At 74.3% G+C, this 18,085-nt stretch carries 14 protein-coding genes and 1 rRNA gene; 11 read left to right on the top strand and 4 right to left on the bottom strand.

What is annotated here, in order from left to right:
- The first annotated feature begins 30 nt into the window (after nt 1–30).
- On the top strand, nt 31–3,873 hold the full coding sequence (locus ACIQ87_RS24760) for a glycosyltransferase family 2 protein (RefSeq protein ID WP_402410175.1): 3,843 nt from the start codon (nt 31–33) through the stop codon (nt 3,871–3,873).
- A gap of 6 nt (nt 3,874–3,879) precedes the next feature.
- Nucleotides 3,880–5,616, top strand: a complete 1,737-nt coding sequence (locus ACIQ87_RS24755) for a DUF5719 family protein (RefSeq protein WP_402410173.1) — start codon at nt 3,880–3,882, stop codon at nt 5,614–5,616.
- Nucleotides 5,617–5,676: 60 nt separating this feature from the next.
- On the opposite strand, the gene ACIQ87_RS24750 is transcribed toward ACIQ87_RS24755, so the two are convergent.
- Nucleotides 5,677–6,129, bottom strand: a complete 453-nt coding sequence (locus ACIQ87_RS24750; RefSeq protein ID WP_392884459.1) for a metallopeptidase family protein — start codon at nt 6,127–6,129, stop codon at nt 5,677–5,679.
- 164 nt (nt 6,130–6,293) lie between these two features.
- On the opposite strand from ACIQ87_RS24750, the gene ACIQ87_RS24745 reads away from it, so the two are divergent.
- From ACIQ87_RS24745 to ahcY, 6 genes are all read left to right on the top strand, one after another.
- Nucleotides 6,294–6,659, top strand: coding sequence for a DUF3499 domain-containing protein (locus tag ACIQ87_RS24745; protein ID WP_402410171.1), 366 nt, complete (start codon nt 6,294–6,296; stop codon nt 6,657–6,659).
- A 129-nt stretch (nt 6,660–6,788) separates the two neighbouring features.
- Nucleotides 6,789–8,174, top strand: a complete 1,386-nt coding sequence (locus tag ACIQ87_RS24740; RefSeq protein ID WP_402410169.1) for a phosphomannomutase/phosphoglucomutase — start codon at nt 6,789–6,791, stop codon at nt 8,172–8,174.
- A gap of 123 nt (nt 8,175–8,297) precedes the next feature.
- Nucleotides 8,298–8,480, top strand: a complete 183-nt coding sequence (locus tag ACIQ87_RS24735) for a Trm112 family protein (protein WP_375895850.1) — start codon at nt 8,298–8,300, stop codon at nt 8,478–8,480.
- Between the two features lie 81 nt (nt 8,481–8,561).
- The gene (locus ACIQ87_RS24730; protein ID WP_402410167.1) at nt 8,562–9,812 is read left to right on the top strand and encodes an SIS domain-containing protein; all 1,251 of its coding nucleotides are present in this window, start codon (nt 8,562–8,564) and stop codon (nt 9,810–9,812) included.
- A gap of 78 nt (nt 9,813–9,890) precedes the next feature.
- Complete coding sequence (locus tag ACIQ87_RS24725; RefSeq protein ID WP_402410165.1) at nt 9,891–10,868, top strand: cation diffusion facilitator family transporter; 978 nt, start codon at nt 9,891–9,893, stop codon at nt 10,866–10,868.
- A gap of 353 nt (nt 10,869–11,221) precedes the next feature.
- Nucleotides 11,222–12,670, top strand: a complete 1,449-nt coding sequence (gene ahcY / locus ACIQ87_RS24720; protein WP_380459922.1) for an adenosylhomocysteinase — start codon at nt 11,222–11,224, stop codon at nt 12,668–12,670.
- 68 nt (nt 12,671–12,738) lie between these two features.
- On the opposite strand, the gene ACIQ87_RS24715 is transcribed toward ahcY, so the two are convergent.
- Complete coding sequence (locus tag ACIQ87_RS24715) at nt 12,739–13,764, bottom strand: hypothetical protein (protein WP_402410164.1); 1,026 nt, start codon at nt 13,762–13,764, stop codon at nt 12,739–12,741.
- Nucleotides 13,761–14,273, bottom strand: a complete 513-nt coding sequence (locus ACIQ87_RS24710; protein WP_402410162.1) for a SigE family RNA polymerase sigma factor — start codon at nt 14,271–14,273, stop codon at nt 13,761–13,763. Before ACIQ87_RS24710 ends, ACIQ87_RS24715 begins: the two co-directional genes overlap by 4 nt.
- Before the next feature lie 117 nt (nt 14,274–14,390).
- Here ACIQ87_RS24710 and ACIQ87_RS24705 point away from each other — a divergent pair, with 117 nt between their 5' ends.
- Entirely contained in the window at nt 14,391–15,029 is a 639-nt protein-coding gene (locus ACIQ87_RS24705) for a hypothetical protein (protein WP_392924524.1), read from the top strand.
- Nucleotides 15,030–15,073: 44 nt separating this feature from the next.
- Here ACIQ87_RS24705 and ACIQ87_RS24700 read toward each other — a convergent pair whose 3' ends face one another.
- Nucleotides 15,074–16,081: an RDD family protein gene (locus ACIQ87_RS24700; RefSeq protein ID WP_402410160.1), complete on the bottom strand. Its 1,008-nt coding sequence runs from the start codon at nt 16,079–16,081 to the stop codon at nt 15,074–15,076.
- A 337-nt stretch (nt 16,082–16,418) separates the two neighbouring features.
- Here ACIQ87_RS24700 and ACIQ87_RS24695 point away from each other — a divergent pair, with 337 nt between their 5' ends.
- Together ACIQ87_RS24695 and ACIQ87_RS24690 are read left to right on the top strand one after the other, a co-directional pair.
- On the top strand, nt 16,419–17,423 hold the full coding sequence (locus tag ACIQ87_RS24695; protein WP_402410159.1) for a stage II sporulation protein M: 1,005 nt from the start codon (nt 16,419–16,421) through the stop codon (nt 17,421–17,423).
- Nucleotides 17,424–17,992: 569 nt separating this feature from the next.
- A 16S ribosomal RNA gene (locus ACIQ87_RS24690) occupies nt 17,993–18,085 on the top strand; the annotation flags it as partial.

The following is an 18,085-nucleotide window of genomic DNA, read 5'->3' as shown; positions in this document are numbered from 1 at the left end:
GTCCACCGAGAACTGGGGCCCGCGCACTCGATGACCGTCTACAGCCACCAGAGCGGCTTCACCGCTTCCCGGCCGCCCGCCTACCCGCGCCACCTGGTCACCGCCGTGGTCGTCTCGCACGACGGCGCCCGCTGGCTCCCGCAGGCCCTGGCCGGCCTGCTCGGTCAGGACCGCCAGGTCCAGCGGATCCTCGCGGTCGACACCGGATCCACCGACAACTCTCCGCAACTGCTCGCGGACACCCTCGCCGACTGGCTGCCCGAGAGCGGCCCGCTGGTCCTCGGCCGCCGGGCCGGCTTCGGCACCGCCGTCGCCGAGGCCGTGGCCGGCAGCGCGCCCCTGCGCCCGGAGGACCTGCCGTACCGGCTCGACCCCTCCGGCTACGACCCGGTCACCGGCGGCTGGGACGACTTCGGCGACCCGCTCGCCCAGGAGGACGACCTCGGCCGCGGCGGCCCGCGCGAGACCCGGCCGGTCGAGTGGCTCTGGCTGCTGCACGACGACTGCGAGCCGCAGACCGACGCGCTGCGCCGACTGCTCCAGGTCGCCGACTCCACCCCCAGCGCCGCCGTGGTCGGCCCCAAGCTGCGCAGCTGGTACGACCGCCGCCAGCTCCTGGAGGTCGGCGTCACCATCGCCCGCTCCGGCCGCCGCTGGACCGGCCTCGACCGCCGCGAGCAGGACCAGGGCCAGCACGACCAGGTCCGCCCGGTGCTCGCCGTCTCCAGCGCCGGCATGCTGGTGCGGCGGGACGTCTTCGAGGAACTCGGCGGCTTCGACCGGGCCCTCCCGCTGATGCGGGACGACACCGACTTCTGCTGGCGGGTCAACGCCGCCGGCCACCGGGTGGTGGTCGCCCCCGACGCCGTGCTGCGGCACGCCGAGGCGGCCGCCCGCGAGCGCCGGGCGATCGACTGCGGCCCCTCCCACCCCCACCGGGTGGACAAGGCCGGCGCCGTCTACACCCTGCTCGCCAACAGCAAGGGCGCGCTCTTCCCCTACGTCCTGCTGCGGCTGGTGCTCGGCACCCTGGTGCGGGCCGTCACCAACCTGCTCGGCAAGGACCCGCGCCAGGCGTTCGACGAACTCGCCGGCCTTGGCCACGAACTCGTCCGCCTCCCACGGCTGTTGGCCGCGCGCAAGCACCGCGCCAAGTCCCGGTCGGCGGACGCCCTGGACGACCGCACGCTCTTCCCGGCCCCCGGCGCCACCACCCGGCTGGCGGTCGAGGGCGTCATCGGCTCGCTCGGGATCGGGGGCGGCGACGACACCGGCGGCCGGCACGGCTCGGCCGAGGCCGGCGGCGACGAGGACGCCGAGGACCTGGTCGTCGAGCAGTTCACGCTGCTCAAGAAGCTCGCCCGGCGCCCGGCGCCGGTGCTGTTCGCGGCCCTGCTGGTGTTCGCCCTGATCGCCTGCCGCGACCTGCTCGCCGGCGGGGAGCTGTTCGGCGGCGCCCTGCTGCCCGCGGCCGACGGGGCCGGCGGCCTCTGGTCGATGTACGCGGACTCCTGGCACCCGGTCGGCACCGGCTCCACCGCCGCCGCACCGCCGTACCTCGGTGTGCTCGCGGTGCTCTCCTGGCTGCTGTTCGACCACGCCGACCTCGCGCTCACCCTGCTCGTGGTGCTCGCCGTCCCGCTGTCCGCGGTCAGCGCCTACCTGGTGTCCCGGCCGTTGCTGGACTCCAAGCTGGTCCGTGCCTGGGCCAGCGCCACCTACGCGCTGCTGCCCGCCGCGACCGGCGCGCTCGCCCAGGGTCGGATCGGCACCGCCGTGCTCGCCGTGCTGCTGCCGCCGCTGGCCCGCGCCGCGGCCATCGCGGCCGGCCTCGGCATCCGTGACGAGAGCGCCGCCAAGGGCGCCCGCCCGGGCTGGCGCCCGGTCTGGATGACCGTCCTGCTGCTCACCCTGGCCACCGCGTTCGTCCCGATAACGTGGGCGCTCGCGGTGCCGCTCTGCCTGGCGATGCTGGTCGTCGCGGTGGTGCGCGGCGGCGCCTTCGGCTCCGGCGGCTCGGCGCTGCGGCTGCTCGGCCTGCGCGTCCTGGTGATCCTGGCGGTGCCCGTCGCGGTGCTGGCCCCGTGGTCGCTCAAGGTGCTGTCGCACCCGCAGTGGCTGCTGCTGGAGGCCGGTCTGCCCGGCCTGCACGGCACCGGCGCGAGCGCGGCCGGTCTGCTGCTGGTCAACCCGGGCGGCGCCGGAGTGCCGCCGATCTGGCTCTCGGCGGGTGTCGTGCTGGCCGCGCTGGCCGCGCTGCTGCGCGCCGACCGCCGCCGCGCGGTGCTCGTGACCTGGGGCGCGGCCGGCGCCGGCCTGGTCTTCGCGGTCGCGGTGGCGGGCACCTCCGTCACCCCGGCCTCCGGTGGCCCGGCGGTGCCCGCCTGGGCCGGACCGGCCACCCTGATCGCCGGGATCGCCCTGCTGGCCGCCGCCGCGATCGGCGCCGACGGCGCCAACACCCGCGTCGCCGGGATCGCCTTCGGCTGGCGCCAGCCGGTGGCCGCCCTGGTGGTGGCCGCGGCCGTCCTGGCCCCGCTCGGCACCGGCCTGTGGTGGGCGCTGACCGGCGCCGGCGGTCCGCTGCACCGCGGCCAGGCCGACCAGGTCCCCGCCTTCATCGCCGAGGAGGCCGGCACCACCGACCGGGCCCGCACCCTCGTCGTCACCGGCGACAAGAACGGCGGCGCGGTCCGCTACACCGTGCTGCGCGGCGCCGGTCTGACGCTCGGCCAGGCCGAGTCCACCGTCGACCCGGCGACCGGCACCCAGGACGGCCTGAACCGGATGGTCGGCAGCCTGCTGGCCGGCTCCGGCGCCGACCAGGCGAGCGCCCTGGCCGGTTACGGCATCGCCTACGTGCTGGTCCAGCAGCCGGTGATCGACGTCTACAAGGACGTCCTCGACACCACCCCCGGCCTGGTCAAGGCCAACCAGGACGGCGCCGCCGCGCTCTGGCAGGTCAACGGCACCCCCGCGGTCCGCGCGGTGATCACCGCCCCGGGCGCCACCCCGGTGGTCGTCCCGTCCGGCGCCCGCGACCTGTCCACCACCGTTCCGGCCGGCCCGGACGGCCGGGTGCTGCGGCTCGCCGAGTCCGCCGCCCCGGAGTGGAAGGCCACCGTGGACGGCACCGCGCTGGAGCCCACCACGGTCGACGGCTGGGCGCAGGGCTTCAAGCTCCCGGCCGCCGGCGGCAAGCTGACCGTCACCCGGGAGGGCGGCGCCGCCCACACCGGCTGGATCTGGGCCCAGGTGCTGCTCGGCCTCACCATCCTGGTGCTGGCCCTGCCCGGCCGCCGCAGCCACAAGGACGACGACCTGCCCGAGGAGGTGGTCGCCGCCGCCGCGCTGGCCGCCGCCCAGACGCAGGCCCCCGTGCCCGGCAGCCGCCGGGCCCGCCGGATGGCCGAGCGCGGCGAGGCCGGCGAGGGCACCGAGGGCGGTGCCGAGGAGTCCGGGGTCTACGACAGGCCGGGCGCGATCCCGGCCCAGCCGGCCGCCGAGCCGCTGACCGGAGCCGTCCAGGCGGCCGCCGCCGTCCAGGACGCCGAGCAGTACAGCGACCCGTACCAGGCGTACCAGCAGGCCGACCCGTACAGCTACGACCAGTACGCGGCCCAGCAGCCGGTCGCCGCACCGTACGGCGGGCAGACGTACGACGGCTACCAGCAACAGCAGCAGGGCTACGAGCAGCCGTACCAGCCCGAGCAGCAGCCGTACGGCTACGACGCCCACGGGTACCAGGGGCACCAGCCGCAGCCGGACGGGCAGCCCTGGGTGCCCGGCCAGCAGCAGCCCGAGCCCTACTACGACCCGAACGACCCCAACGGCCCCGGCCGGTACCCGCACCAGCACGGATCGGGGAGCTGACCCGCGATGAAGAAGCCCGCGATGAAGAAGCCCGCGTTCAGGAAGAAGTCCGGCGCCGACGCGGCCGCCGAGCCGGCCGGGCCCGCCTTCGCGGCGGAGCCGTCCGGCCCGGCCCCGGCGGCCCGGCCCGGCCGCAGCCGGTTCGCCGCAGGGGCCGGCGGCGCGGCCAGGACCACCCCGTCCCTGCTGGCCGCGGCCGTGGTGCTCGCGGCGGTGTTCGGGATCGCCGAGGTGCGCCCGCCGGCCGCTCCGGCCAAGGCGGCCGCCGGCGTGACGCCGACCACCGCGCAGGTGGAGCGGACGTCCGCGGTCTGCCCGCAGCCGCTCCAGGGCCTGACCGGCTCGACCACGCTCACCGCCTACACCCCGCCCGGGACGGGCTCCGCCACCGGCGGGGCCGGCTGGCTCTCCGACGCGGCCGCGCCCGCCGCGCCCGCCAGCCCGGCGCCGACCACCGCGCCGGCGGCGCCCGCCACCCCGGCGCCGACCGGCTCGGGCGCCCCCGCCGCCCCGGTCCAGGACAAGAACGCGGCGCCCGCCGACGCCCGGCTGACCGTGCCCAAGCCCGGCACCCCGGCCACCGGCCCGGCCGCCAACGGCGACGCCGCGCCCGGCACCGGGGCCGTCGCCACCGGCGTCCTCGCCCCCGGCTTCACCGTCACCCAGACCACGGTGGTCACCGAGCCGCGCGGCCTCGGCCTGTCCGGCCTCACCTGCACCCCCGCCGGGACCGGCTTCTGGTTCGCCGGGGCCAGCACCGCCGCCGACCGAGTCGACTACGTCAGCCTGGTCAACACCGAGTCCTCCGCCGCGGTGGTGGACATCAAGCTGTACGGCGACAAGGGCCTGATCGACAACGACGCCGCCAACGGGATAACCGTCCCGCCCGGCAGCTCCCAGGCCATCCTGCTGTCGACCATCAGCAAGGGCGCGGTCGCCGACCTCGCGGTGCACGTGGTGGCACGCTCCGGGCGGGTCGGTGCCGCGCTGCACGCCGCCGACAGCGGCAAGGGCGCCGACTGGGTCCCGGCCTCGGCCGACCCGGCCCCCGTCCAGGTGCTGCCCGGCCTGCCCGCCGACACCGCCTCGGCCCGCCTGGTGGTCTGGGCGCCGCCGGAGGACGACGCCGACCTGAAGATCCAGCTGTCCGGCAAGAACGGCTGGTTCAGCCCGGCCGGCAACGAGTCGATCCACGTCAAGGCCGGCATGGTGGCCGCCGTCGACCTCGGCAAGGTCACCCGGGACGAGGTCGCCGGGCTGCGGCTGTCGCCCAGCGACGACAAGCACCGCACCCCGATCGTGGCCGGGCTGCGGGTCGACCGGGCGGCGGCCAACGGCAAGACCGACGCGGCCTGGCTGGCCGGCAGCAACCCGGTCGGCGCCCGCGCCACCGTCGCCGACAACCGGGCCGGCGCCTCCACGCTCTACCTGACCTCCAGCGGCGACGCCGCCACCGTCCGGGTCACCGCCTCGGCCGGCAGCGGCGGCGGCACCCCGGCCACCAAGGAGGTCCAGGTCCCGGCCGGCGGCACGGTCGCCCTTCCGGCACCCGAGCCCGCCGGGCTGAACGGGACCTTCGCGCTCACCGTGGAGACCGTCTCCGGCGGCCCCGTGGTGGCTGCCCGGATGCTGTCCCAGCCGACCAAGGACGTGCCGATGTTCACCGTCCAGGCGCTGCGCGACGACCGCAGCACCGTCAAGGTCCCGCAGGCCGGCCAGGACCCGGGCGTCGTCCTGCGCTGAGCCGTCCGGCTCCGAGCAGCCGACGGGGGCGGCACCGCCTGGTGCCGCCCCCGTCGGGGTTCAGTCCTCGTCGTAGCGCGGGTCGATGGCGTCCGGCGACAGCCCCAGCAGCTCGGCGACCTGCTCGATCAGGATCTCGTGCACCAGCGCCGCGCGGTCCTCCCGGGTCTTCGCCCGGATCTCCACCGGCCGCCGGTACACCACGATCTGGCTCTTGCGCCCCTGCCCGCCCGGCGACACCCGCCCGAGCGGCACGCCGTCCTCGGGGTCGGCGCCGTCCGGCTCGTGCAGCGGCACCTCCTGCACGGCGAACTCCACCTCGATCAACTGCGGCCAACGCCGCTCGAGGCGCTCCACCGACTCGCGCACGTAGTCGTCGAACAGTTCGGAGCGGGTGAGCGAGATCGGCACCTGGGGCGGCGCCAGTGGGCCGCGCAGGCCCCGCCCGTGCCGGTCGCGGTGCCGGGGGCGGCGCGCCGGGCCTGTCGATGACTGCGGTGCGGAGCTGTCCATATCACTGCCGAGGGTAGTCCTTGGACGGTCGGAAGTGGACCACTCCGACGGGGAATCACACGGGGCGCCGGATCCGCGGCCCCGGCGCCCGGAGGACGACACGGCACCCCCTCCGGGCAGGCGGTCTTCGCTCCCCGGCGGGGAGTGCGGTACCGTCCACCCTCGTGAGCTCTGTACGTCGTTGTTCGCGGACCGCGTGCGGCCGGCCGGCCGTCGCGACGCTGACGTACGTCTACGCGGACTCCACCGCCGTCCTCGGCCCGCTCGCCACCTACGCCGAGCCGCACTGCTACGACCTGTGCGCCGAGCACGCCGAGCGCCTCACCGCCCCGCGCGGCTGGGAGGTCGTCCGGCTCGCCGCGGAGGCCGGGCCGCTGCGCCGCAGCAGCGACGACCTGGAGGCGCTGGCCAACGCCGTGCGCGAGGCCGCCCGCCCGCAGACCCCCCGTCAGGGCCGCTTCCCCGAGGGCGAGTCCACCGAGGGCGGCCGCCGCGGCCACCTCCGGGTCCTGCGCTCGCCCGACAACTGAGGCCTCACCCGGCACGGGGCGTTCGTCCGGCCCGGGTACGCTGCCCGTCTACCGTCACCGCGCCTGTCGACCGGACGCGCGGTGGCCCAGACGTATCGTGATCAGTCCTAAGACCAGGGTGGAGCCGCAGTGCGCGACCTCAAGCAGCTCGTGAAGGCGTACGACGTCCGAGGCGTCGTCCCGGACCAGTGGGACGAGAGCCTGTCCCGGGCCTTCGGTGCCGCGTTCGTGCAGGTCACCGGCGCGTCCGCGATCGTGGTCGGGCACGACATGCGGCCCTCCTCGCCGTCGCTGAGCCTGGCCTTCGCCGAGGGCGCGGCGGCCTACGGCGCCGACGTGGTGCAGATCGGGCTGTGCTCCACCGACCAGCTGTACTACGCCAGCGGCAAGCTCGACCTGCCCGGCGCGATGTTCACCGCCAGCCACAACCCGGCCCAGTACAACGGCATCAAGCTGTGCCGGGCCGGCGCCGCCCCGGTCGGCCAGGACACCGGCCTGGCCGAGATCCGCGAGCTGGTCGAGTCCTGGACCGCCGAGGACGACACCGTCACCGTCCCGGTCAGGGACGTGAAGCCGGGCGCGCTGTCCGCCCAGGACACCCTGCGCGGCTACGCCGACCACCTGCTGGGCCTGGTCGACCTCACCGCGATCCGCCCGCTCAAGGTCGCGGTGGACGCCGGCAACGGCATGGGCGGCCACACCGTGCCGACCGTCTTCGACGGCCTGCCGATCGAGCTCGTCCCGATGTACTTCGAGCTGGACGGCACCTTCCCGAACCACGAGGCCAACCCGCTCGACCCGAAGAACCTGGTCGACCTCCAGGCCAAGGTCCGCGAGGTCGGCGCCGACGTGGGCCTGGCCTTCGACGGCGACGCCGACCGCTGCTTCGTCGTGGACGAGCGCGGCGAGCCGGTCTCCCCGTCGGCGATCACCGCCCTGGTGGCCGTCCGCGAGGTCGCCCGCGCCAAGGCCGCCGGCGAGGCCGAGCCGACGATCATCCACAACCTGATCACCTCCTGGACCGTCCCCGAGGTGGTCCGCGAGCTCGGCGCCAAGCCGGTGCGCACCAGGGTCGGCCACTCCTTCATCAAGCAGGAGATGGCCGAGACCGACGCCGTCTTCGGTGGTGAGCACTCCGCCCACTACTACTTCCGCGACTTCTGGCGCGCCGACACCGGCATGCTCGCCGCGCTGCACGTGCTGGCCGCGCTCGGCGGGCAGCCGGGCACGCTGTCCGCGCTCACCGCCGAGTACGACCGCTACGCCGCCTCCGGCGAGATCAACAGCACCGTGGCCGACCAGGCCGCCAGCACCGCCGCCGTCCGCGCCGCCTACGCCGGTGGCGAGGGCACCACGGTGGACGAGCTGGACGGCCTGACCGTGGCCGGCCCGGACTGGTGGTTCAACCTGCGCGCCTCCAACACCGAGCCGCTGCTGCGTCTGAACGTCGAGGCCAAGGACCCGGCGAAGATGGCCGAGCTGCGCGACGGCGTGCTCGCCGTCGTCCGCGGCTGAGCCCCGAGGCCCGAGGGCCACGGTCCGAGCCCCGCGCCTGACCACGGGCCCCGGTGCCCCGGCCGGTAGGGTTTCCTATCGGCCGGGGCACCTCCGTGCCACCCCCGAACTTTGGAGAGCCCCATGAAGCTCGAATCCTTCCTGCTGGAGATCCTGGTCTGCCCGCAGTGCCGGGCCGCGCTCGCCGAGGGCGGCACCGAGGAGCAGCCCGAGCTGCTCTGCACCGGTGCGGACTGCGGCCTCGCGTACCCGGTCCGCGAGGGCATTCCGGTCCTCCTGGTGGACGAGGCCCGCCGCCCGGCGTGATCCTGGGGGCGAAGCCCCACCCCGACCGCCCGGCGCGCAGCGGAGCGCGCGCCCAGAGGACCGCAGCCGGAGGTTCGCCGCATGCTCGACGACACCCTGCTCGACGACCCGGTCGCGCTCCAGCGCGCCGACCACGACCGCGCCCTGCTGGCTCTGGCCGGCGCCGGTGCGCGGGTCCGCACCGCGCTGCGGCAGGCCGAGGCGGCCGGCCTCGACCGGCTGCGTCCGGACGGCCGTCCGCGCGCCGTCCTGGTCGCCGGGCACGGCAGCGCGCTGACCGCCGCCGAGATGCTGTCCGCGCTGGCCGGCACGGGCTCCCTGGTCACCGCGCTCCCGCCGACCGAGGCGGCCGCCCCGCGCGCCGACCGGGCCGGTGCCCGGCCCGCCTTCACCGCCGGGCTCGGCTGGCAGCTGCCCGGCTGGGCCGGCCCGCTGGACCTGCTGGTGATCAGCTCCGCCGACGGCGGCGAGCAGGGCCTGGTCAGCCTCGCCGAACAGGCGTACGCGCGCGGCTGCGCGATCGTCGTCACCGCCCCGGCCGGCAGCGCGCTGGCCGAGGCCGCACTGCAGGTGCGCGCGCTGCCGCTGCCGTTCACGACCTCGGTGCTGTCCGAGGACCTCGCGCCCGTGGCGGCCGCCGAGCCGGACCTGCCGGCCGAGGACCCGGCGGCGCTCTGGTCCCACCTCGCCCCGATGCTGGCGCTGGCCCAGAAGATCGGCCTCACCCAGCTCCCGTACGACGCGCTGCCGGCCGTCGCCGACCTGCTGGACGCCGCCGCGGTGCGCTGCCGCCCGGACGCCGCCGCGTACACCAACCCGGCGAAGGGCCTGGCCGCCCGGCTGGCCGGGACGGTCCCGCTGCTGTGGGCCGAGGGCCCGATCGCCGGGGCGGCCGCCGCCCGGTTCGCCGCCCAGCTGGCCGACCGGGCCGGGCGCCCGGCGCTGGCCGGGCCGCTGCCGCAGGTGCTCACCGCCCACCGCGGCATGTTCACCGGGCAGTTGGGCGCGGGCGCCGACCCGGACGACTTCTTCCGCGACCGGGTCGAGGAGCCGGACCCGCTGCACCTGCAGGTCCTGCTGCTGCGGCACGTCCCGGGCGCGGCCGGCCCGGTGGCGGAGCAGGGGCAGGACGGCCCGGTCGAGGTGCCGGAGGAGGATGCCGGGCCGCGCAGCTTCGGCGTCACCCGGGCACACCGGCTGGCCGCCGCCCACGACGTCCGGCTGACCGAGTACGCCAGCACCCGGCCGGACGCGCTGCACGCGCTGGCCGACCTGGTCGCGCTGACCGACTTCGCCGCCGTCTACCTGGGGCTCGCGGCCGCGCAGTCCTGAGGCAGCCGGCCGGACGGGGCCTCCCGGCCGGTACGGTAAGCGCTCGACGACGCTGGCCGACCGTGAGGAAGAAGAGGCATGAGTACCGAAGGCGGCACCAAGGCACTGATCGCGGCACTGTCCGCGAACCTGGCGATCGCGGCTGCCAAGTTCACCGCCTTCGGCTTCACCGGCTCCTCCTCGATGCTCGCCGAGGGCGTGCACTCGGTGGCCGACTCCGGCAACCAGGTGCTGCTGCTGATCGGCGGCAAGCGGGCGCGCCGGGAGGCCGACGAGGAACACCCCTTCGGGTACGGCCGCGAGCGCTACATCTACGGCTTCCTGGTGGCCATCGTGCTGTTCAGCGTCGGTGGCCTGTTCGCGATCTACGAGGGCTGGCACAAGATCAGCCACCCGGAGACCCTGGACGCCTGGGGCTGGGCGATCGGCGTGCTGGTCTTCGCGATCGGCATGGAGGGCTGGTCCTTCCTGACGGCGATGCGGGAGTCGGAGAAGGCCAAGGGCAAGCAGAGCTGGATCCAGTTCATCCGCACCGCCAAGGCTCCGGAGCTGCCGGTGGTGCTGCTGGAGGACACCGGCGCGCTGATCGGCCTGGTGCTGGCGCTGTTCGGCGTCGGGCTCACCGTGATCACCGGCAACGGCGTCTGGGACGGCATCGGCACCCTGTGCATCGGCGTCCTGCTGGTGGTGATCGCCGTGGTGCTCGCCCTGGAGACCAAGTCGCTGTTGCTCGGCGAGTCGGCGAACAAGGAGTCGGTGCGCCGGATCCGGGAGGCGCTGGTGGACGGCGAGACCGTCACCGGGGTGATCCACATGCGCACCCTGCACCTCGGCCCCGAGGAGCTGCTGGTCGCCGCCAAGATCGCCGTCAACGCCGAGGACAGCGCCGCCCGGGTCGCGGAGGCGATCGACGCGGCCGAGGAGCGGGTGCGCTCGGTCGTCCCGATCGCCCGGGCGATCTACCTGGAGCCCGACGTCTACAGCGCCGAGAAGGCCGCGGCGGGCGAGGACCCGGCCGCCACGCCTGGCGGCCCGGGCCCCGGCGGCGAGCACTGAGCCGTCCCCCGGCCACGGCCGGGGGACGGCTCACGGGCCCGGCTCGGGCCGGCCTCGGGCCCGGTCGGACCGCAGGCCGAAATCGGTCATCGGCGGACGGCCGACGGGGCCGTCAGTGTAGATTCGTCACCAGAGCCAGAACGTCGCTGCTGATGGCGGTCGATCGGCGGTCCGCACCCGTAGGGTGTGCGCCGGTCGAGGGAGAGAGGTCCTCCGACGGTTTGTGCTGCGCAACGGGAGGCCGGTCCAGCGCGGATCCGGCGGTCCCGGCGTGGCCGTGCACCCGTACGGCCTGACGCGCGCGAAGCACGCCCGGACCTTTGGCCCCACCCCCATCAGCGAGGAGCAGACGCATGTCGACCGACATCACCGGTGACTTCAAGGTCGCCGACCTTTCCCTGGCGCCGTTCGGCCGCAAGGAGATCCAGCTGGCCGAGCACGAGATGCCCGGCCTGATGGCGATCCGCGCCGAGTACGCCGAGTCGCAGCCGCTGGCCGGCGCCCGCATCACCGGCTCGCTGCACATGACCGTGCAGACCGCCGTCCTGATCGAGACCCTGACGGCGCTCGGTGCCGAGGTCCGCTGGTGCTCCTGCAACATCTTCTCCACCCAGGACCACGCGGCCGCGGCCATCGCCGTCGGCCCGGAGGGCACCCCGGAGAACCCGCAGGGCGTGCCGGTCTTCGCCTGGAAGGGCGAGACCCTGGACGAGTACTGGTGGTGCACCGAGCAGGCCCTGACCTGGCCCGACGGCAAGACCCCGAACATGATCCTGGACGACGGCGGCGACGCCACCCTGCTGATCCACAAGGGCGTCGAGTTCGAGAAGGCCGGTGCCGCGCCGGACCCGTCCACCGCGGACAACGACGAGTTCCGGATCATCCTGGAGCTGCTCAACCGCACCCTCAAGGACACCCCGAACAAGTGGACCGAGGTCGCCGCCACGATCAAGGGCGTGACCGAGGAGACCACCACCGGTGTCCACCGCCTGTACGAGATGCACCGTGACGGCAAGCTGCTGTTCCCGGCCATCAACGTCAACGACGCCGTCACCAAGTCGAAGTTCGACAACAAGTACGGCTGCCGCCACTCGCTGATCGACGGCATCAACCGCGCCACCGACGTCCTGATCGGCGGCAAGGTCGCGGTCGTCTGCGGCTACGGCGACGTCGGCAAGGGCTGCGCCGAGTCGCTGCGCGGCCAGGGCGCCCGCGTCATCATCACCGAGATCGACCCGATCTGCGCGCTCCAGGCCGCGATGGACGGCTACCAGGTCACCACCCTGGAGGACGTCGTCTCGATCGCCGACATCTTCATCACCACCACGGGCAACAAGGACATCATCCTCGCCTCGCACATGGAGCAGATGAAGCACCAGGCGATCGTCGGCAACATCGGTCACTTCGACAACGAGATCGACATCGCGGGCCTGGCGAAGCTGCCCGGCATCGTGAAGACCGAGGTCAAGCCGCAGGTCCACGAGTGGCGCTTCGCCGACGGCCACACCATCATCATGCTGTCCGAGGGCCGCCTGCTGAACCTGGGCAACGCGACCGGCCACCCGTCCTTCGTGATGTCCAACTCCTTCGCCAACCAGACGATCGCCCAGATCGAGCTGTTCACGAAGACCGAGCAGTACCCGATCGGCGTCTACGTGCTGCCGAAGCACCTGGACGAGAAGGTCGCCCGCCTGCACCTCGACGCGCTGGGCGTGAAGCTGACCACCCTGACCCAGGAGCAGGCCGACTACATCGGCGTTCCGGTCGAGGGCCCGTACAAGGCCGAGCAGTACCGCTACTGACCGGTTGACGATCCGACGGCCGGCGCCTCCTCTCCGGGGGCGCCGGCCGTCGGCGTGTGCGGGGCGCGTCAGCGGGCCCAGGACGCCTCGTCCGCGCCGAGCACGTCGAACCGCTCCAGCAGGCCGGCGAGCCCGCCGGCCGCCTGGACCGAAGGGGCCCGCGCCGCGGTGCCGTTGGCGCAGAGCCGGACGCCCTTCTCGACCCGGCACACCGGGGTGCCGCCGTCCGTCCGGCCGTCCGCGAACGTCCCGAAGCCGTCCGGCTGGATCGTGACGCTCAGCCACTTGTCGTCGACGGTGTACGACAGGATGGCGCTCCACTTGGGCTCGGAGTCCTTGGTGGGCCGGTGGACCTCGGCGGTCCGCAGCCTGAGACCGGCGGGCACGCCGGTCGGCCGCACCGGGAACGGGACGTCCGAGCCGCCGAACCGGACGTCGGCCGCGACCCGGAGCAGGTCGTCCTGGATCTTCGACCCCAGCCACACCGTGGCGCGCAGTTCGGCCCAGCGGCCGGAGCCGGTCATCCAGTGCAGGCCGATCGTGGTTCCCGACCCGTCGGTGACCAGCCAGCGGGCCTCCCGGCCGGCGACCGAGGGCGCGGTGGCGGTGTGCGTACCGGGGGCGGGGGACTCGTCGGTGTCGCGCAGCAGCTGGAGCTTCAGGTCGGGGACCGCGTTGAGGACGGCGACCGTGGTGGCCGCGGTCGCGACGGACCGGCCGTCGCTGTTCGCGTAGCCGACGGCCGGGTGGGCCAGCCACTGCGGCAGCCAGCCGAAGCGGACCTCCGTGCTCAGCGGGCCGGTGGCGGCCGCCGGGGTCGGCGCGACGGTCGGGGACGGCGTGACCGAGGACGGGGCGGTGGGCGCGGGGACGGCCGGTGCGGGCGGGCCCCCGGCCGGGCGCAACAGCAGTACCCCGGCCAGGACGGCGGCGGTCGACCCGGCCACCACACCGATCAGGGCCTGCCGGCGGCGGCGCAGCCGGACCCGCCCGCGGGCGATCACGGCCGAGGCGTCGAGTGCGGGCGGCGGCGCCGGGGCCTCGGCGAGGGCGCTCAGCCGGGCGGTCAGATCACGCTGCTCGTGCGTCCTCATGGCGTCCTCTCGGCGGTGGTGGGACGAGGGGTGAGAGTCGTCCGGAGGGTGGCGAGAGCGCGTGAGGTCTGGCTCTTCACATTGCCCGAGGAGCAGCTCATCGCATCAGCGGTCTGATCGATTGTGAGATCGCAGTAGTACCGGAGCACCACGGTGGCCCGCTGCCGGGGCGGCAGCGCGGCCAGCGCCTCGCGCAGGTCGAGGTGGGCGTCGAGGTCGGCCGCCACCGACGCGACGTCGACCGGCGCCGCGGTCCGCGAGGTCCGCCGCCACCAGGAGGTGCGCTGCTCGGCGAGGAAGGTGTTGACCAGCACCCGGCGGGCGTAGCCGTCCAGGTTTTCCACCCGGCCGGCCCGTGACCAGTTCACGTACAGCTTGGTCGCGCACTCCTGCACCAGGTCGTCGGCCCGGTGCCAGTCCCCGCACAGCAGATAGGCGACCTTGCGCAGCCAGCCGCTCCTGGAGGCCACGTACTCCGTGAACTCCACGTCGCGCGTCTGCTTCGCCATCCGCACCCCCTCTCGTCGTGGTGGCGACGCGCCGCCGCGCCGTCCGCCGCTCTGATGCGGGCACCGGCCGGAAGGTTGCACGCGGAGCGCGCACGCGGCGCACGTAGGCTTTCCGGCATGCCCAACGGCCGGTACTCGCTCCATGACCCTCATGACCACGTCCTGCTCGGGGAGGAGCGCTTCAGCTGCGCCCCCGGGGCGGCCGGCTGGCGGTACGTCTCCAAGACCTACGCGCCGGACGGCCGGGTGCTCGGCAGCACCGACCTCACGCTGGACTCGCGCGCCAGGCCGCTGCGGATGGAACTGCGGGCCGGCGGCTGGCAGGTGCGCGGCGGGGCGGTGGACGGGGTGGCCTGGGTCCGTACCGACGCGGCCGACCCCGGCGGCGAGCACGCGGTGGAGGGCCACGACCGGGCGCACGCCTTCACCGGCCGCTCGCCGGGCTTCCTCGTCGCCACCGCCCGGCTGCTGCGGCTGCGGGAGGGGGCGAGCGCGCGGGTGCGGCTGGTGGCCTTCACCGAACCGGTGCTGGCGCCGCGCACCCTCGACCAGGGGTGGCTGCTGGAGGGCGTCGACACCCACGAGACGGATTCGGGGCCGCTGCTGGTCGAGCGGTACCAGGTGGCGGACCTGGAGACGGGCGAGCAGCAGGTCGTGCACCTGGCGGGGGACGTGGTGCTGGCGGCGGAGGGGATCGAGCTGGAGGAGCTGGAGTCGCCGCCGAACGCCTGGCGGGTGGGGGCGGAGGAGGAGTAGCGGGCCCGTACGGCCGTGGTGGCCGGGGCTCAGGCGGGCGGGGCTCAGGCGGGCGGGGCGAAGCCGGTGTCGGCGGCGGGCTTGTCGGGGGACGGGGCGGTCGGTGCGGTGGCCGGGGCCGCGGGTACGGCCGGGGGCATGGGAGCGGGCTGTTGCTGCGGCGGCAGGCCGAGGACCCGGGTGGGCCGACCGGCCGGGTCCGTCGGAGCCGGCACGGGAGCCGGCGCCTGGGCGGGGACCGGCTGAGCGGGTACCGCCCCGGCGGGTATCGGGCCGGCCGCCCACTGCTGCTCCCGGGCCCGCATCCACTCGCGCCGCTGGCGCTCGGTGAGCACCGCGCCCAGGTACGCCGCCGGGTGCAGCCCCGGCGCGACCGGGTGGCCGATCTTGGCGGACAGGTCCCCGGCCAGCCGGGTGGACATCTGGTTCATCACCGCCGGGTCCAACTGGCCAATCCGGCCGAGCAGTTGGCGGATGGCCAGCCAGAGCGGCTCCGGCACGGCGGACAGGTCCATCGCGACCAGCTCGTGGCCCATCGCCTGCAGCAGCTGCGGGTGCACGGGCGGTAGCGGGGCGGCGGAACCGCCCGCACCCGGGGTGCGCTCGCGGACGACCACCGTCCCGGCGAAGATGTCGCCGAGCCGCTTGCCGTCCGAGTGCACCGCCGAGGTGATCACGGCCGGGGCGCCGGTCAGCACGATCATCTCGAAGAAGCCGACCAGCCCGCGCACCAGCGAGTGCCGGAACCGCACCGGCCCGCCGTCGGTGCGCACCACCCGCAGACCGAGCGCGGCCTTGCCGAGCGAGCGGCCGCGGGTGAGGGTCTCGATCATCACCGGCACGGCCACCAGGAAGAACACCGTCAGGCCGATCATCGTGGCGGCCAGCGCGGCGTTGTCGAGGCCGATCAGGGCGACGCTCAGCACCAGCGTGAACACCAGCAGGGCGGCGAACTCCACCAACAGGTCGATCACGATCGCCAGGGCCCTGCTGGGAAGCTTCGCCGTCTGGAGGCCGAGAACGACCGCCTCACCCGTCACCAGGTCGCTCAAGACACCTGTCCGTTCACGTTCTTGGAGCCCGTACGGCTCGCCCATGGAGATCCACCCCTGGGACAGCGGCTGCACCCGGGGGAGGCAGTCACCCCGGACCGGCGCCCCCGTGACCCGCTCTCCGCAGTCTGATCCGCAGCCGCCAACATACGGGGCCCGGCGGGCGCACGGGAAGTGAGATCCCGACGGCCAGGGCGGCGGTCCCTGCTGGCATGCTGGGCCGCACGCGTCCGCCCGGACCCGCCGGCCCGGACAGCCAGCCTGGACCCGCCCGCCCGCGTACGCACCCACCCGCGCACGCACGTCCGCGCCCGCCGCCGATCATGGAGCCGCCGAAATGGACCTGGACGTCTTCGTCGCCACCCACCAGGGGGAGTGGGCCCGGCTGGACGCCCTCGCCCGGCGGCGCCGGCTCAACGGGGAGGAGGCCGACGAGCTGGTCACGCTCTACCAGCGCGCCACCGGACACCTCGCCAAGGTCCAGGCCGCCGCGCCCGATCCGGCCCTGGTGAGCCGGCTGACCGGCCTGGTCTCCCGCGCCCGCAGCGCGGTCACCGGAGCCAGGACCAACGGCTGGCAGGACGTCGCCCGCTACTACACGGTGAGCTTCCCGGCCGCGCTGTACCGCGCGCGCCGCTGGTGGGTGCCGGTGGCGATCGTCTCGATGGTCGCCGCCGTCCTGCTCGCGTGGTGGGTGGCCACCCACCCGGAGGTCCGCAACAGCCTGGTCGCACCCGAGCACCTCCAGGAGCTGACCCGCCCCGGCGGCCAGTACGAGACGTACTACTCGGACCGGCCGGCCAGCTCCTTCGCGGCGCAGGTCTGGACGAACAACGCCTGGATCGCCGTGCAGTGCCTGCTGTTCGGGATCGCGCTGGGCATTCCGGTGCTCTACGTGATGTGGACCAACGCGGTGAACCTCGGCGTCGGCGTCGGGCTGATGGCCTCGGCCGGTCGCCTCGACGTCTTCCTCGGCCTGCTCATCCCGCACGGCCTGCTGGAGCTGACCGCGGTCTTCGTGGCCGGCGGGCTCGGCCTGCGCCTCGGCTGGACCGTCATCGACCCCGGCCCGCGGACCCGCGCGGTGGCGCTGGCGGAACAGGGCCGCGCGATCATCGGCATGTCGATCGGCCTGGCGACGGTGCTGGCGGTCTCCGGCGTCCTCGAAGCCTTCGTGACCCCGTCCGGCCTGCCGACCTGGGCCCGCATCTCCATCGGCGTGCTCGCCGAGGCGGCCTTCCTCGTCTACGCCCTGGTGCTGGGCCGAAAGGCCGCCGAGGACGGCGAGTCCGGTGATCTGGACGCGGCCGACCGGGCGGACCTCCAGCCCGTCGCGGCCTGAGCCGATGTGATCGACAGGCCTCTGACCTGCTACTCTTCTTCTCACCCCGGCCAAACCATTGACGTGGTGTGGGTGGGCTAGTAGGTTTGAACGGTTGGGACCGACTGGACAACAGTCGGGCCCGGGCGTTAGTGTCTACGACACCGCCGAATCGAGGCGAGCGCGTTTCACGAAATGCGCGCCCTCCGACGAAGCAAATCCCACGGACTGAGCACTCCGAAAGCCTTGATAGGCTTCGGGACGAAGTTCGCAGGAAATCCCGCCAGCGGGAATCGGATGAATGAAGCGCCGGTAAACGGAGCGGAAAGCGTCTGGTAAGCTGGAAACACGAAAGAACGAAGCCCGGAGGGTCCGCTGGAAGGCGGTCCGAAGGAAGCGTCCGTTCCTTGAGAACTCAACAGCGTGCCAAAAGTCAACGCCAGATATGTTGACATCCCCGGCCTCAGGTTTCCTGGGGTTGGAGATTCCTTTTGAAACAAACACTAGCGAGGACGCAGTGCGCGGGGCCGCCCTATTCCGGTGGTTGCCGTGCCGCTCAACGCGGGTGTGGACCCGATTACGGGTAAACATTCACGGAGAGTTTGATCCTGGCTCAGGACGAACGCTGGCGGCGTGCTTAACACATGCAAGTCGAACGGTGAAGCCCTTCGGGGTGGATCAGT

Source organism: Kitasatospora sp. NPDC096204 (assembly GCF_044763205.1).
Taxonomy (GTDB): domain Bacteria; phylum Actinomycetota; class Actinomycetes; order Streptomycetales; family Streptomycetaceae; genus Kitasatospora.
The sequence above is the reverse complement of the archived record's forward strand: the minus strand, read 5'-3'. Positions and strand labels throughout refer to the sequence as shown.

Coding starts and splice junctions, on each gene's coding strand:
- ahcY (WP_380459922.1), top strand. CDS start 11,222: ATGTCGACCGACATCACCGGTGACTTCAAGGTCGCCGACCTTTCCCTG.
- ACIQ87_RS24760 (WP_402410175.1), top strand. CDS start 31: ATGACCGTCTACAGCCACCAGAGCGGCTTCACCGCTTCCCGGCCGCCC.
- ACIQ87_RS24730 (WP_402410167.1), top strand. CDS start 8,562: ATGCTCGACGACACCCTGCTCGACGACCCGGTCGCGCTCCAGCGCGCC.
- ACIQ87_RS24750 (WP_392884459.1), bottom strand. CDS start 6,129: ATGGACAGCTCCGCACCGCAGTCATCGACAGGCCCGGCGCGCCGCCCC.
- ACIQ87_RS24710 (WP_402410162.1), bottom strand. CDS start 14,273: ATGGCGAAGCAGACGCGCGACGTGGAGTTCACGGAGTACGTGGCCTCC.
- ACIQ87_RS24695 (WP_402410159.1), top strand. CDS start 16,419: ATGGACCTGGACGTCTTCGTCGCCACCCACCAGGGGGAGTGGGCCCGG.
- ACIQ87_RS24735 (WP_375895850.1), top strand. CDS start 8,298: ATGAAGCTCGAATCCTTCCTGCTGGAGATCCTGGTCTGCCCGCAGTGC.
- ACIQ87_RS24755 (WP_402410173.1), top strand. CDS start 3,880: ATGAAGAAGCCCGCGATGAAGAAGCCCGCGTTCAGGAAGAAGTCCGGC.
- ACIQ87_RS24725 (WP_402410165.1), top strand. CDS start 9,891: ATGAGTACCGAAGGCGGCACCAAGGCACTGATCGCGGCACTGTCCGCG.
- ACIQ87_RS24715 (WP_402410164.1), bottom strand. CDS start 13,764: ATGAGGACGCACGAGCAGCGTGATCTGACCGCCCGGCTGAGCGCCCTC.
- ACIQ87_RS24705 (WP_392924524.1), top strand. CDS start 14,391: ATGCCCAACGGCCGGTACTCGCTCCATGACCCTCATGACCACGTCCTG.